The 13,961-nt window shown below is 45.2% G+C and carries 18 protein-coding genes; 17 read left to right on the top strand and 1 reads right to left on the bottom strand.

What is annotated here, in order from left to right; genetic code table 11:
• From ACKVDP_RS00090 to ACKVDP_RS00010, 17 genes are all read left to right on the top strand, one after another.
• A complete protein-coding gene (locus ACKVDP_RS00090; RefSeq protein ID WP_409226766.1) occupies positions 1–621 on the top strand; it encodes an NADH:ubiquinone reductase (Na(+)-transporting) subunit D in 621 nt (206 codons plus the stop codon).
• The gene (locus ACKVDP_RS00085) at positions 618–1,208 is read left to right on the top strand and encodes an NADH:ubiquinone reductase (Na(+)-transporting) subunit E (RefSeq protein ID WP_409226765.1); all 591 of its coding nucleotides are present in this window, start codon (positions 618–620) and stop codon (positions 1,206–1,208) included. The genes ACKVDP_RS00090 and ACKVDP_RS00085 overlap by 4 nt, the downstream gene beginning before the upstream one ends.
• Before the next feature lie 11 nt (positions 1,209–1,219).
• Positions 1,220–2,317 (top strand): NADH:ubiquinone reductase (Na(+)-transporting) subunit F, encoded by a 1,098-nt coding sequence (locus tag ACKVDP_RS00080; protein ID WP_409226764.1) that lies wholly within the window; start codon positions 1,220–1,222, stop codon positions 2,315–2,317.
• Between the two features lie 104 nt (positions 2,318–2,421).
• On the top strand, positions 2,422–3,771 hold the full coding sequence (locus ACKVDP_RS00075; RefSeq protein WP_409226763.1) for a GTP pyrophosphokinase: 1,350 nt from the start codon (positions 2,422–2,424) through the stop codon (positions 3,769–3,771).
• Positions 3,772–3,840: 69 nt separating this feature from the next.
• Entirely contained in the window at positions 3,841–4,332 is a 492-nt protein-coding gene (locus ACKVDP_RS00070) for a ferritin family protein (protein WP_409226762.1), read from the top strand.
• A gap of 56 nt (positions 4,333–4,388) precedes the next feature.
• Positions 4,389–4,748, top strand: coding sequence for a CidA/LrgA family protein (locus tag ACKVDP_RS00065; RefSeq protein WP_409226761.1), 360 nt, complete (start codon positions 4,389–4,391; stop codon positions 4,746–4,748).
• A gap of 4 nt (positions 4,749–4,752) precedes the next feature.
• Positions 4,753–5,451: an LrgB family protein gene (locus ACKVDP_RS00060; RefSeq protein ID WP_409226760.1), complete on the top strand. Its 699-nt coding sequence runs from the start codon at positions 4,753–4,755 to the stop codon at positions 5,449–5,451.
• A 13-nt stretch (positions 5,452–5,464) separates the two neighbouring features.
• Entirely contained in the window at positions 5,465–5,941 is a 477-nt protein-coding gene (msrA, locus tag ACKVDP_RS00055) for a peptide-methionine (S)-S-oxide reductase MsrA (protein ID WP_409226759.1), read from the top strand.
• Positions 5,942–5,951: 10 nt separating this feature from the next.
• Positions 5,952–6,455, top strand: a complete 504-nt coding sequence (locus ACKVDP_RS00050) for a GAF domain-containing protein (protein WP_409226758.1) — start codon at positions 5,952–5,954, stop codon at positions 6,453–6,455.
• A gap of 24 nt (positions 6,456–6,479) precedes the next feature.
• Positions 6,480–7,778 (top strand): DNA methyltransferase, encoded by a 1,299-nt coding sequence (locus tag ACKVDP_RS00045; protein WP_409226757.1) that lies wholly within the window; start codon positions 6,480–6,482, stop codon positions 7,776–7,778.
• Between the two features lies 1 nt (position 7,779).
• A complete protein-coding gene (locus ACKVDP_RS00040) occupies positions 7,780–9,222 on the top strand; it encodes an aminoacyl-histidine dipeptidase (protein ID WP_409226756.1) in 1,443 nt (480 codons plus the stop codon).
• 69 nt (positions 9,223–9,291) lie between these two features.
• Positions 9,292–9,642 (top strand): DUF1292 domain-containing protein, encoded by a 351-nt coding sequence (locus ACKVDP_RS00035; protein ID WP_409226755.1) that lies wholly within the window; start codon positions 9,292–9,294, stop codon positions 9,640–9,642.
• Between the two features lie 60 nt (positions 9,643–9,702).
• Positions 9,703–10,536 (top strand): Cof-type HAD-IIB family hydrolase, encoded by an 834-nt coding sequence (locus tag ACKVDP_RS00030; RefSeq protein WP_409226754.1) that lies wholly within the window; start codon positions 9,703–9,705, stop codon positions 10,534–10,536.
• A 14-nt stretch (positions 10,537–10,550) separates the two neighbouring features.
• Positions 10,551–11,501, top strand: a complete 951-nt coding sequence (locus tag ACKVDP_RS00025) for a TIGR01212 family radical SAM protein (RefSeq protein WP_409226753.1) — start codon at positions 10,551–10,553, stop codon at positions 11,499–11,501.
• Positions 11,502–11,550: 49 nt separating this feature from the next.
• Positions 11,551–11,973: a hypothetical protein gene (locus tag ACKVDP_RS00020; protein WP_409226752.1), complete on the top strand. Its 423-nt coding sequence runs from the start codon at positions 11,551–11,553 to the stop codon at positions 11,971–11,973.
• A gap of 50 nt (positions 11,974–12,023) precedes the next feature.
• Positions 12,024–12,743, top strand: coding sequence for a pseudouridine synthase (locus ACKVDP_RS00015; RefSeq protein ID WP_409226751.1), 720 nt, complete (start codon positions 12,024–12,026; stop codon positions 12,741–12,743).
• A gap of 46 nt (positions 12,744–12,789) precedes the next feature.
• Positions 12,790–13,350: a DUF6648 family protein gene (locus ACKVDP_RS00010; protein ID WP_409226750.1), complete on the top strand. Its 561-nt coding sequence runs from the start codon at positions 12,790–12,792 to the stop codon at positions 13,348–13,350.
• A gap of 25 nt (positions 13,351–13,375) precedes the next feature.
• On the opposite strand, the gene ACKVDP_RS00005 is transcribed toward ACKVDP_RS00010, so the two are convergent.
• Entirely contained in the window at positions 13,376–13,888 is a 513-nt protein-coding gene (locus ACKVDP_RS00005; protein WP_409226749.1) for a hypothetical protein, read from the bottom strand.
• Between the last annotated feature and the right edge of the window lie 73 nt (positions 13,889–13,961).

Below are 13,961 nucleotides of genomic sequence, written 5' to 3'. Positions count from 1 at the left end.
ATGGCAAAACAGAAATCAAAAGAGATTTTTTCAATGGGTGTCTGGCTTGACAACCCGATCCTAAGACAGCTGATCGGAATATGCTCAGCCCTTGCCGTAACCAACCTATTGGTCAATTCCCTTGTAATGGGTATAGGACTTACATTTGTAACGGCGTTTTCATCACTGACCATTTCCGCAATCAGACATTACACACCAAAGCACATCAGGATGATGGTTCAGGTTCTTATCATAGCGGCATATGTAATAATGGTAGATATATTCCTTAAGGCATACATGCCTGAAATGAGCAAGGCTCTGGGACCCTACATCGGTTTGATTATAACAAACTGTATCATAATGGGTCGTGCTGAGGCATATGCACAGAAGAACCCGCCGCTCCCTGCATTCCTTGACGGGATTGCAAACGGAATCGGATATACTGGAGTACTTCTGTTTATCGCATTCTTCAGAGAGCTTCTCGGATTCGGAAGTCTGTTTGGAATCCAGATATTTGGGGACTGGTGGACTCCATGGACAATCATGATAATGCCGCCAAGCGCATTCTTCCTGTTGGCCATAGCAATCTGGATTGCATATAACTTAAGGGAAAAGCATCAGAGTGAGGGGGCTAAATCATGATTGAACTGAATCCATTTGTAATATTCATAGCAGCAATCTTCACAAACAACATGATTCTGTCCAACTTCCTGGGAATGTGCTCCTTTGTTGCAGTTTCCAAGGAGATAAACACTTCACTGGGTCTGGGACAGGCTGTAACCTTTGTACTTGCAGGTACATCAATTATAAACTATCTTGTTTACCACTACCTGCTGGTTCCATATAATCTGGAGTTTTTGAGATTCATCATATTCATCATCAGTATAGCTGCCTTTGTACAGCTTATTGAGATGATCCTGGAAAGATACATACCTAACCTTTACTATGCACTTGGTATATTCCTTCCGCTAATAACCGTAAACTGCGCCATCCTTGGTGTATCATTGTTTATGGTAATCCGTGACTACACATTCCTGCAGTCATTCGGCTTTGCAGTTGGATCAGGTCTTGGTTGGACCCTTGCAATTGTTGCCCTTGCAGGAATCAGACAGAAGCTCAAGAGAGCAAGCGTTCCAAAGGGACTTGAAGGCCCTGGCATCACCCTGATAGTTACAGGCTTGATGGCATTGGCATTTATAGGGTTCTCAGGAATCGTACAAATATCTTAGGGGGGGATTAGATGAGTTCAATAGTAATCTCAACCGTATCCATTTCGGTAATTACAGCATTGTTTGCAGTCCTCTTGACAATTGCTGACAGAACAATAGGAAACTACGGTCAGGTGACAATGACAATAAACGAAGACAAGCAGTTCACGGTTAACGGAGGTTCATCACTGCTTTCCACACTTATTGATGAGAAGATCTTCATCCCTTCCGCCTGTGGCGGAAAGGGAACCTGTGGCTACTGCAAGGTGCAGGTCCTTGAAGGTGGCGGTCCTGTTCTTGCAACAGAGACCCCCTTCATGACTGAAGAGGAGCTTGCGGACAACGTCAGGCTTTCCTGCCAGTGCAAGGTCAAGCAGGATATCAGGATACAGATTCCTGAGGAGCTGTTCAACGTCAAGGAATTCGAGGCTACAGTTGAGGCAATCGAAGACCTGACGGATGTAATCAAGAAGCTTAGATTCAAGCTGCCAGAGGGAGAGGAGATCAGCTTCAAGCCAGGGCAGTATGTACAGCTTAAGGCGCCTCTATACGAAGGAAACGACGAGGAGGTATACAGAGCCTACTCAATAGCCTCATCTCCACTGGAGAAGGAATACATTGAGCTTATAATCGGCTTTGTTCCAGAGGGTATTGCCACAACCTACGTTCACCACCATCTTGAGGTTGGGGACAAGGTAACCATAAACGGTCCCTTTGGAGACTTCTACTACCAGGACAACGACAGGGAAATGGTCATGGTTGCGGTTGGTACCGGAGTTGCACCTATACTGTCCCTTCTGAACTTCATGAGATCAAAGGGCATAAACAGAAAGGCAAGATTCTACTTTGGAGCGAAAACTCCATCAGACCTCTTTATGCTGGATTATTTTAAGGAGTTGGAGGAGGACCTACCAGACTTTGAGTTTATCCCTTGCCTATCCCGTGTGGGAGAAGGGGATGAATGGGATGGATTCAAGGGCCGTGTAAACAACGCCATTGATGAACTCCTCAATGAAGGCGAAGGCAAGGAGGCCTACCTTTGCGGTAATGAGCCTATGATTGACAGTGTTGTCAAGAGCCTTACAGAGAAGGGAATGCCTGAAAATCTGATCTATTACGACAAATTCTAGACATTGATCCCCCGGAAATTCCGGGGGATTTTCAATCCCTTTAATGATACAAACTCATCAACCTGTATGGTATAATAAGAAGAGAGCCTATGGGGAGGGTTAACATGAAACTAGAGCTATTTGATTTTATTGATGAAACGTTGTCCCTTATTGAGGACAAGTCTGACGAGCTGGACAGGGTGGCTGGGGAACTGGAAAAATTCTTCAACGACAGCCTGTTTATAAAGGACCATTTTTTGAACGTAAACTACAGGATCAAGTCCTCTGAAAGCCTCAAGGAGAAGATCCTTAGACACAATTTCTACCTTAAGTTTGAAACGCCACAGAAGCTTGTGGATGACCTTTCAGACCTTATAGGTTTCAGGATTGAATGTAGGTTTATAGAGGATGAGGCTAAGTTATACGAGGATATAGTCAAGCTTTTCAACAGGCGGGAGGAAGGGGGCTACTACTCCAACCCTCTTAATGAGAGCATATCCCTGCTTCTTGACGAGAAGCAGCCACAGATACAGAAAAACGGCTTTGAGATCTACAAGATTGACGGCAAATACTCCAAGGAGGGTGTTGTGGTCAACTTTGAGCTTCAGATCAAATCCATGGTAAATGTGTTCTGGGGAGACATAGACCACAGGGTTCTTTACAAGAACTTCAACTACATGCTCACTGAGGATTTCTTCAGGGACATAATGTCATCCATCAAGGACAACCTTACAATGATCGACAGGCAGCTTATGCTGATATACAATCATCTCAGCAGCATGGATGCCAGCAGCACACCGGCCAAAAGGGCCCAGATGAAAAGTCTGCTATCAAAGATAATCCATGATATTTACATCGTGAAAGTACGGCATGAAGTCGGCTTTGTGCTTGATTTCAAGAAGTCCACTGATGTAATCGTCAACTTTGTGTTTATGAGGGTTGAGGATGGAAACGGAAGCTACAGCGAGAACTTCCTGAGGGTTATGAACAGGCTTAATGACATAGGCAAGAGTGATATTGAGTTCAACAACTATATAGAATTTGACAGGGAGATTGCATACAGCGACCAGTTCTCCAGGAGGTTTGGAAACAGGATTCTCGATGTGGTTAACAAGGACTTCAGGTGGAACCTGTTCTTCAAGATAATATATGAAATTGAAGAGGGAACAAATGCAGAGGATTTCGAGGGCTTTATGCACTACCTGAGATACCGGTACCGAGAGATTGTACAAAGGGCAATGGATGGAATGAAGCTTCAGGAGTCAGATAGAAGTGATATTGAGGATTGCCTTCTCATGTACATCTACGAAAGCTTCTACCCGGAAGCCAGCATTGACTTCATCAACAACTGCTCCATTGAAACTCTCCGGAACAGGCTGCTTCATCTCATAGGTCCCCTGAACAGCTACGAGGACTGGCTGAGAAACAGGGAGACAATAAGAGAGGCAATTATTGAATTGGGAATTGTGGAATAGAAAATACCGCGTTATTTCACCATTATTTGGGTATCAATGAAAGGGTAATCAAAAAGAAAGGGTGATCGTATGTTAAAGGAAGAGCTTAGGGTAATCAAGCAGGCTATCATGAACGAGGTAGAAGGCTTTGAATTCTACAGGATGGCAGCCAAGCAGGCAGGGGAAGGCGGAAGCAGGGATGCATTTCTAGAGCTTGCAAGCGAGGAGAAAAAGCATATTGAATACCTGGAAGCCTTGTTTGTAAAGATCAAGGATGGAATAGAGGACGAAAAGGAAATGGCGTTTATGGAGGGACCTCCGTCACCGGGGATATACAAGTGGGACAAGCTGGACAAGGACCTTACATCATTGGCAATGTCGGTTTTCAGCATTGGAATCCAAATGGAAAAGGATTCGGTTGACTTCTATACAAAGGCCAAGGAAGAAACTGAAATTGAACAGGCAAGAAAGCTTTACGATACATTGATAAAATGGGAAAGAGTACATCTTGAGCAGTTTACGGAGCAGTACAACATGTACAAGGAAGACTGGTGGGCAGACCAGGGCTTTGCACCGTTTTAAGATTTGAAATGACAGGGGCTACCCTGTTATTTCTTTGTAGAAGGGAATGAAAATTAATGACCGCATTGAAACAATTGGGACTGATTTTATTGATACTTTGGGCAGGGCAGACTATTCAGAGGGTATTTGGCCTTTCCCTTCCAGGGAATGTGCTTGGGATGCTTCTACTCCTCCTTCTGCTCCTGACGGGGATATTGCCCCTTAAGCTGGTTGAGAGGATTTCAGATGTGCTTCTTGCACACCTGACCTTTCTTTTTCTGCCTACGGTAGTTGGGATAATAACCGTTGCCCACCTTCTGGGGGACAATCTGGTTTGGCTTCTGTTGATTCTGGGAGTCAGCCTTGTTGTGGTTATGGTTACAACAGGACTTACAGTTCAGTGGCTTGTAAGGCGAAGAGAGAGAAAGGAGGGCTGATGGGATGCTGGATTATATAAATACGCCAATATTTGGAGTTGGGATATCTATCCTGGCATTTACCATCTCAAGCTACATTGCAAGGAGGACAAAGATCATGCTCCTTAATCCCCTCCTGGTTGGAATGATCATAGTAGTGGGAATTCTGTTGGCATTTGACATTGATTATGAGACCTATAACCTTGGAGGACAGATGATAACCTTCTTCCTTGGACCTGCAACCGTAGTGTTGGCAGTGCCTCTTTACAAGCAGAGGGCCCTTTTGAAGGGGAATCTAATCCCCATTCTTGTGGGAATTGTTGTCGGGTCTGCAGCGGGAATCATCTTTGTGGTGTTGGCAGGAAGGCTTCTTGGACTGGATAGACTCTTGATTGCATCCCTGGTGCCAAGATCCACCACAACCCCCATCGCAATGGAAATTTCCACCCTCTTGGATGGAAATCCAGCCCTCACAGCAATTTTTGTGTCGGTGATGGGAATAAGTGGGTATATGTTTGGAGAAAAGCTTCTTAAGCTTTTTGGAGTGAATCACCCCATCGCTCGGGGAATAGCTATTGGCACCACCTCTCATGCGGTTGGTACTGCCAAGGCAATGGAGCTTGGAGAGGTGGAAGGAGCAATGAGCTCCCTGGCAATAAGCGTAGCAGGAATCGTTACGGTGCTTATGGTACCGGGAGTGTTATGGCTATTGAATATAATTTAATGGAGGGATAGCGATGAAGGAAATTTATCTTGCAGGAGGGTGCTTCTGGGGTGTGGAGGAGTACTTTTCAAGAATAGAGGGTGTTGTTGACACTGATGTGGGCTATGCAAACGGTAGAAGAGAAAACCCAAGCTACGAGCAGGTTTGCACTGGAACTACTGGACATGCGGAAACAACCTACGTGAAATATGAAGAAAATGCTGTATCCTTGGAGTTTCTACTGGAGAAGTTCTTTAAGATAATCGATCCAACCCTTCTCAACAGACAGGGTGGAGACATCGGAAACCAGTACAGAACGGGAATATATTACGTGGATGAAGGGGATGTTCCAGTTATCCTCAAGAAGATGGAAGAGGTGAGAGACCAGTACAGGGAGCCAATCGTGACAGAGATGGAGCCCCTAAGCTCCTACTACTCCGCTGAGGAGTATCATCAGGACTATCTGAAGAAGAATCCAGGCGGCTATTGTCACGTGGACATGAGCCTGTAGGAGGGATAAAGTGATTAAAGTAGATGCAGTGGATAAAATGAACGAGGAGGAAAGGCTGAAGTATATGCTTCTCCTGTTAAAGGGTCAGGTGGGCTCAGAAAAGGATGTATTGGCCAACATATCGAATGTGACTGCAATCATAAAGGCATGTGTGGAGGACCTTAACTGGGCGGGCTTCTATCTTATGAAGAATGGCGACCTTGTTCTTGGACCATTTCAAGGTCTGCCTGCATGCAACAGGATAGAAATTGGCAAGGGAGTGTGTGGAACAGCCATAGAGGAAGGGAAGACTCAGCTTGTTCCCGATGTACACCTGTTTCCTGGACATATTGCCTGTGATTCGGCATCCAACTCAGAGCTGGTAGTTCCAATCATAAAGAAAGGAAAGGCATATGGGGTTCTGGACCTTGACAGTCCAGTCAAGGGAAGATTCAAGGAGCTTCACAGGGTGTACTTCGAGAAGTTGGTTGAGATATTAAACCAGTATACTGACTGGGAGAAGGTCACAGAATAGATTTCAAGGACAGGAGCTATAGGTATGAACAGAATTCTTGAGCTTGGCAGTATAATTGAAAATTCAAGGTCACTTGCCCTGGAGCTCATGGATGGAAGGGCAGCGGATATGACCCTTGAGCATCACGGGAAGGCAGTCCAGGACAACAGGCTGTACCTTGGAGACAACCTCCATACCATAATTCACCTTATTAAGGGCGGAATGAAGGGGAAGATAGACCTGATCTACATTGACCCGCCCTTCTTTTCAGGGTCTGACTACAAGAGAAGAATAACTGTGGGAAAGGGCGATGAGAAGCTGGTCTTCTACAACCATGCCTATGGAGACACCTGGGAGGATGGGATCATGGAGTATCTTCAGATGATCTCAATCAGGCTTTTTCTCATGAGGGACCTGCTCTCGGACAGGGGAACCATATACGTTCATGTGGACGGCAGGACATCACATTACCTGAGACTGATCTTGGATCAGGTGTTTGGTGAGGACAGGTTTCTCAATGAGATAATATGGTCCTACAAATCAGGAGGAGCGGGAAGAAGGAGCTTTTCAAAAAAACATGACAACATCCTTGTATATACAAAGACCAGGGACTATATCTTCAACCCCCAGAGGGAGAAATCATACAATCGTGGCATGAAGCCCTACAGGTTCAAGAACGTGTCTGAGTACCAGGATGATCTGGGCTGGTATACACTGGTTAACATGAAGGATGTATGGAGTCTGGACATGGTAGGCAGGACCTCCTCTGAAAGGGTAGGCTATGAAACCCAGAAGCCGGAATCCCTTCTTAGGAGAATAATAAAGACTTCATCAGAGGAGGGCTCAATTGTGGCTGACTTCTTCATGGGTAGTGGAACCACCATTAAGGTTGCTCAAGACCTGGGTAGGAGCTGGATTGGAGGGGACAGCAGCATCCACAGCATAGTCACATGTAAAAGGAGGCTTGGAGCTGCAGCAGGCCTAAAACTGTATCATGTACATGAAGGGATTTCTTCCAGGCTGGACTTCAGGGCTAGGGTCTCCAGAAAGGGAAAAGCCTTGAAGGTAACCATCCATGACATGGTACTGGACACGGAATCAATTGAAAGGGATGCATCTGATCCAGACCTTGCAATGAGTTTCCTCAAGGAAAGACCGTCAATGTATATTGACTATCTTGGGGTATTTAGGGTAAATAACCACAGAGATTCAATAGGTGAGTGGTACGGCCAGGACGTGGAGCCTGAGATCCTTCTGGAGGATTTTCCACAGGAGGATGACCGCATCATGATCAGGATGATAGATATATTTGGAAATGTTGCTGAGAGAGAATTGGAGGTATAGTATGAGGAAAACCGAGGGACTTAAGCCAGACAGAGTTTTTCATTATTTTGAGGAGCTGACCGGGATTCCCAGATGCTCCTATGATGAAAAGAGGGTGAGTGATTACCTGAAAGGCGTTGGAGAGGGACTGGGACTTGAAGTGATCCAGGATGAGGCTCTGAATATTATAATCAGAAAGCCCGGCACAGAAGGCTATGAGGACAAGCCCGTTGTGATCATCCAGGGGCACATGGACATGGTATGTGAAAAGGCGGATGATTGTGACATCGACTTTTCAAAGGATCCAATTCCATTTGAAGTGGACGGGGACTTTATTGTTGCACCGAAAACAACCCTTGGAGCGGACAATGGCATAGCCGTTGCCATGGGCCTTGCAATAATCGAGTCGGAGGACATTCCACATCCACCCATAGAGCTTTTGATAACCACAAACGAGGAGTCGGGAATGACTGGAGCCAAGGAGCTGGATGTGAACAACCTTAAGGGGAAGATCCTTGTGAACATCGATTCCGAGGAGGAAGGAACCCTTCTTGTGAGCTGTGCCGGAGGGACTAGACTTATGGTTACTGCACCTGTCCAGTGGAAGGAGAGGAAAGGCAAGGCCTATGAATTGAGAATCAGCGGTCTTAAGGGTGGACACTCAGGTATGGAGATAGACAAGGGAAGAGGAAATTCAAACAGACTCCTTGCCAGGGTGCTTGCTGGGATGAAGGAGCTTGACTATGAGCTTCTCCACATCGAGGGAGGTTCAAAATCAAATGCCATACCAAGGCTTTCAATTGCCAAGCTTTCAATGGATGATGAGAATCATGAAAAGGCCAAGGAGGTTGTTCAAAGCTACCAGGTAGCCTTCAAGAAGGAGCTGGCTGCAAGTGATGGCGGTGTACAGGTATCTCTGGAGGAGATTGACCATTCAGGCAAGGCAATGCCAAATGAAACAAGAGACAGGATAATTGGGGCCATGATGCTTATACCGACGGGGGTTCAGTCCATGAGCCAGGATATTGAAGGCCTGGTTGAGAGCTCCAACAACATGGGTGTCGTGGCAACCCACCAGGATAGGGTCACAATTGAGAATGCAATCAGAAGCTCAGTGAAGACCCTGAAGGAGTATATAGCTGCCCAAATAGGGACCCTTTCTGAAGGTCTGGGTCTTCAGTGGGAAACCTCAGGGGATTATCCCGCTTGGGAGTACAGGAAGGACTCATATATAAGGGATGTGTTTATAGAGGCCCACAAGGATATTACAGGAAAGGAACCAAAGGTTGAGGCCATACATGCAGGCCTTGAATGCGGTCTCTTTGATGAGGTCATGGAGGATGTTGATATGATATCCCTTGGACCCAACATGGCAGGAGTACATGCACCTGGAGAGAGGCTGAGCATTTCATCCACAGAGAGGACCTACGAACTGCTTCTTGAGGCACTAAAAAAAATAAATTAAGTTTTCACTTGTATAAAGTACCCAAAATAAGGTACTATTACAGTAGAATATAAGAAAAGGAGAATGATGATGAGCGATAACAAACACGTGCACGACGAAAACTGCAACCATGACCACGATCATGACCACGAGCATGAGGAAATGGAGATTATAACCCTTACACTTGATGATGATTCTGAACTTGAATGTGCAGTAATAGGAATATTCGAGGTAGAGGACAAGGAATACATTGCCCTTCTTCCACTTGGAGATGAAGAAGAGGAAGAGGAAGACGAGGTTCTTCTATACGAATACAAGGAGCTTGGTGAAGAGGAATTCGAGCTTGCCTTGATTGAGGACGAAGAGGAGTTTGATCTTGTGTCAGAAGCATTCTATGCTCTATACACTGACGAGGATGAAGACGAGGAAGACGAAGAATAATCCAATCTGAAAGTACCTTGCAGCCGCAAGGTACTTTCTTTTCTCTATGAGGTGAGACCTTTGTATAGACTAATTGCCATTGATCTTGATGGGACATTGCTGAACAGCAGTAAAAAAATATCAGATGAGAACAGGGATGCTGTTAACCGGCTTATTGGACTTGGCTACCAGGTTGTTATAGCCACTGGGAGAAGGTACTATTCAGCCAAGATGCTGGTGAAGGACCTTGACAGCCATCTTGTTATCATGGCCAACAACGGGAACATCGTCAGGAGCTCCCTGGACGATGTGGTCCTCATATCAAAGTTCCTGGACCGGGAATCTTATCTGGATATTCTCAAGGAAGCAAAGGAACACAGACTCAGGGGAATTGTCCACGTTGACAAGTATCTTGAAGGGATAGATATGGTGGTGGAGCAGGATGACCTTCTGGGTGACCACATGAAGTATCTCACCGAGCAGGACAAGAGATACCTGGTAGTCCCTGAAAAGGAGCTTTACAAGCTTGACAGGGTTCTTGCAGTTGTATTCCCGGGAGATTATCAGGCCGTAAAAGGCTTCAGCGAAATCATCGGAGAGAAGTATCCTGACAGGTACAGCTCCCATGTTCTGGAGAACATATATATTGCCGAGGCAATGTATGAGGCAATGAATCCGGGGGGAAGCAAGTGGAAGACCCTCCATGAGTATGCTGAATCCATTGGGGTCAAGCAGGATGAGATAATTGCAATTGGAGACGACAACAACGACGTGGATATGATTCTCAATGCAGGCCTTGGAATAGCCATGAAGAATGGAAGCGGACTGGCAAAGGCGGCGGCGGATATTGTAACTGAAAGGGACAATGACCATTCAGGTCTTGCCCATATTCTGGAGAAGGTATTAAATTTATAAAGCAGAGGTGCAATGTGGAAAAGGAAGTATATAATGTGTATTCAAGCTATCTAAAGGACAAATACGGAGAGAAGGTCTACAAACTCCCCGTCAAGCTGCCACTTACCTGTCCCAACAGGGATGGAAATCTGAGCAAGGGTGGCTGCACCTTTTGTGGTGAAGAGGGGGGTTCCTTTGAGAATCTGTCCTCCTGCATGTCTGTTGGAGACCAGCTGAGGATAAACAGGGACCACATAGGGAAAAAATACAAGGCGAAGAAATTCATAGCATATTTTCAGAATTTTTCCAACACATACATGTCTCTGGAGGATTTCAAGAGCTATGTAAATCAGGCAATACAGGAGGATATCGTTGGAATTTCAATATCCACAAGACCTGACTGCATCAATTTTAAATATTTGCAATTTCTAAGTGATATCCAGTATAATAAGGGTATAGATATAACAATCGAGTTGGGCCTGCAGTCTGTAAACTATCATAGCCTAAGGAAGGTAAACAGAGGCCATGGACTTGCCGAGTTTATTGATGCGGCAATCAATATCAGGGCTTTTGGCTTAAGGTCATGTGCCCATGTGATTCTTAACCTACCCTGGGATGACATGACGGATGTAATTGAAACAGCAAGGGTGATTTCAGCTCTTGGGGTGAACGAGGTTAAGCTGCACAGTCTCTACTTGATGGAAAACACCATACTGGCAAAACAGTATGAAAAGGGTGAATTTGAGCTTCATTCCAGAGAAGAGTACATCCAGAGGGCAATAACCTTTCTGGAGTATCTGGATCCCGGAATTGTAGTACAGAGAATCATCGGGAGAGCTCCTGAGGAAGGGGCGATTTTTGTCAACTGGCAGGAATCCTGGTGGAAGATCAGGGATGAAATAGTTCACCGCATGAAGCATGAAAATACTTGCCAAGGGAAAAGATTCAACTACCTTGGTGGCAAAGCCTTAGGAATCTTTAATTAATCATCTGAAGAAAGATAATATTAAGACAAGAAAGGTAAGGTGGTTTATCATGGTTAAGTTCATTTTAGGTGAGAAGGGGTCAGGGAAGACAAAGTGGTTAATCGACAACGCCAACAAGGATATGGCAGAGGGCAATGGCAATATTGCTTTTGTTGATGTGGACGATAATCACATATTCAGCTTGAACTATAATGTTAGATTGATTAATGCCATGGAGTTCAACGTGCTTAATGTGCGGTCCTTCTATGGCTTTTTATGTGGGATAATGGCCATGGATTACGATCTGGAAAAAATCTATGTGGACGGGATCTACAAGGTTATGAAGGTTGAATTCAACGACATGGTGTACTTAATTGATTCTCTGAAAAGGATTTCAGAGAAGTATGAGGTTGAGTTCTACATCAATATTGATTACACAATGGCTGAGGTCCCTGAGAATCTTAGACCATACTGCCTGGAAATAGAAGTTTAAGGGAGGGAGCCTTCGGGCTCCTTTAGTTTTTAGAAAGGGGAGGTGAGGATGTGAGAAAGGAAAGACTTGACAAGGTCCTGGCCAACATGGGGGTAGGCACCAGAAAGGAAGTCAAGGAGATGGTCAAGGCCGGAATGGTCACTGTCAATGGAAAGGTCATGAAGGCCTCAGACTTCAAGGTGGATGTTGAAGAAGACGAGATCATCTGTGGTGGAAAAAGGATCAGATACAGGGAGTTCATCTATCTCCAGATGAACAAGCCAAAGGACATGGTTTCCTCCACGGATGACCCAAGGGAATCAACGGTTGTAGAGCTGCTTGATGATTTCCATAGGAATTTCAGACCCTTCCCGGTGGGAAGGCTTGACAAGGATACTGAAGGGCTTCTTCTCATAACAAATGACGGAAAGCTTGCTCACGATTTGCTATCCCCCAAGAAGAAGGTGGACAAAGCCTACCTTGCAAGGATTGAGGGCAGGCTTACAGAAGAGCACGTGGAGGAGTTTGGCCGTGGAATCCTGCTGGAGGACGGGTACCATACACTTCCTGCAGAGCTTAGGATAATTTCCTCAGGACCTGTCTCAACCGCTGAAATAACAATTCAGGAGGGCAAGTACCACCAGGTCAAGAGGATGGTTGGGGCCCTCGGCATGAGGGTTTCATACTTAAAGAGGATAAGGATGGGGCCACTGCATCTGGACCAGTCTCTGGAGCCTGGCCAGTACAGGGAGTTGACTGAGGAGGAAATTAGATTGTTGCTGGATAGGTGATTTGTGGTATAATAACCACTAGGAACTAAGTTTAATATTAGAATGGGTGTATAATTTGATTTATCATAGGAAAAAAGGATTGTTTACGACCTTCTTTGAACACAGGTCTTCTTTGATTACTCAGTATGAAAATGGAGACATCACCAAGAGGGAGTTTCTGGAATACAACTACGATTTTGTAAGAAGGATGAATGTAAAGCCCTTCCTCAAGGTTGACAGCTTTGAAAAGGGGATGTACAACTACCAGTACTACAATGTCCTGGCAAAATACTTCAGAATGCTTGCAAAGGAGGTCAAGGCCTCTGGAAAGCATCAAAGGTATTATGTTCAGTACCTAAACAAGGGAAACAACTATTATCATGAAAAGGACAAGTCTGCCCTTGCCCTTCTTAGGCTGATCGATTTTGAAGGGGTTGAGGCATACTTTATCAAGTGTGAATCCAAGGGTCTCAAGGACAAGCTTTACGAAATACTGCTCCTGGACTACAAGGAGGCAATATTCCACTCCAAGGCAATCTGGCTTCTTGATATTCTCAAGGAGGAAGGGGTATTTTCAGAGAAGAGAAGAGTATCTGTAATAGATGAGTATATAAACGAGACATATTAAAAGGACTGGCTAAAAAGCCGGTCCTTTAATTTGTAAGTAGCCTTACTATTTCTTCAGTTGGTAGTCCTAGCTGGATCTTATAGGTTCCGGATTTAAGCTTGGTGTCCAGTCCCAGCTCAACGGCCTTGGCAATAAACTCCCTGCTGCTGGTTACGACGCCCTTCTCCTCCAGAATAAGTCCAATCTTTCCAGGCATGCTGCCTACAGGAATTTCAACCTGTACTATGGTGATTGAAGGTTGTGCAGGCTGCCCAGGCTCTTCCTGAGGCTCCCCGTCCTGTGCTACCTGATCTTCAGACCCTTCTTCACCTTCAACAATGACCTCAGGCTCATCTGAGGGTTGGTCGGGATCATATTCCTCTCTTCCGCTGTTGTCAACGATCACCTGTCCAGGTTGCTGTGACCCCAGTGCATCCTTAGCGAACAGAACGTCAAGTCTCCAGCCGATAACACCTATTACCACCAGAACTATAACAATCATAAATATATAGTCAACCGAGTCATACAACACATCTCTTATTTTATCCATAAACTTCATTCAGCTTCACCTCTATGTCCTTTAAAACGCCTGTTTCTTTCCTTTTTTACTCATATTGTAGTATAATTATAAC

It is taken from the genome of Gudongella ferriphila, assembly GCF_046224405.1.
Classification (GTDB): domain Bacteria; phylum Bacillota; class Clostridia; order Tissierellales; family Tissierellaceae; genus Gudongella.
The sequence above is the reverse complement of the archived record's forward strand: the minus strand, read 5'-3'. Positions and strand labels throughout refer to the sequence as shown.

Coding starts and splice junctions, on each gene's coding strand:
- ACKVDP_RS00090 (WP_409226766.1), top strand. CDS start 1: ATGGCAAAACAGAAATCAAAAGAGATTTTTTCAATGGGTGTCTGGCTT.
- ACKVDP_RS00085 (WP_409226765.1), top strand. CDS start 618: ATGATTGAACTGAATCCATTTGTAATATTCATAGCAGCAATCTTCACA.
- ACKVDP_RS00080 (WP_409226764.1), top strand. CDS start 1,220: ATGAGTTCAATAGTAATCTCAACCGTATCCATTTCGGTAATTACAGCA.
- ACKVDP_RS00075 (WP_409226763.1), top strand. CDS start 2,422: ATGAAACTAGAGCTATTTGATTTTATTGATGAAACGTTGTCCCTTATT.
- ACKVDP_RS00070 (WP_409226762.1), top strand. CDS start 3,841: ATGTTAAAGGAAGAGCTTAGGGTAATCAAGCAGGCTATCATGAACGAG.
- ACKVDP_RS00065 (WP_409226761.1), top strand. CDS start 4,389: ATGACCGCATTGAAACAATTGGGACTGATTTTATTGATACTTTGGGCA.
- ACKVDP_RS00060 (WP_409226760.1), top strand. CDS start 4,753: ATGCTGGATTATATAAATACGCCAATATTTGGAGTTGGGATATCTATC.
- msrA (WP_409226759.1), top strand. CDS start 5,465: ATGAAGGAAATTTATCTTGCAGGAGGGTGCTTCTGGGGTGTGGAGGAG.
- ACKVDP_RS00045 (WP_409226757.1), top strand. CDS start 6,480: ATGAACAGAATTCTTGAGCTTGGCAGTATAATTGAAAATTCAAGGTCA.
- ACKVDP_RS00040 (WP_409226756.1), top strand. CDS start 7,780: ATGAGGAAAACCGAGGGACTTAAGCCAGACAGAGTTTTTCATTATTTT.
- ACKVDP_RS00035 (WP_409226755.1), top strand. CDS start 9,292: ATGAGCGATAACAAACACGTGCACGACGAAAACTGCAACCATGACCAC.
- ACKVDP_RS00020 (WP_409226752.1), top strand. CDS start 11,551: ATGGTTAAGTTCATTTTAGGTGAGAAGGGGTCAGGGAAGACAAAGTGG.
- ACKVDP_RS00005 (WP_409226749.1), bottom strand. CDS start 13,888: ATGAAGTTTATGGATAAAATAAGAGATGTGTTGTATGACTCGGTTGAC.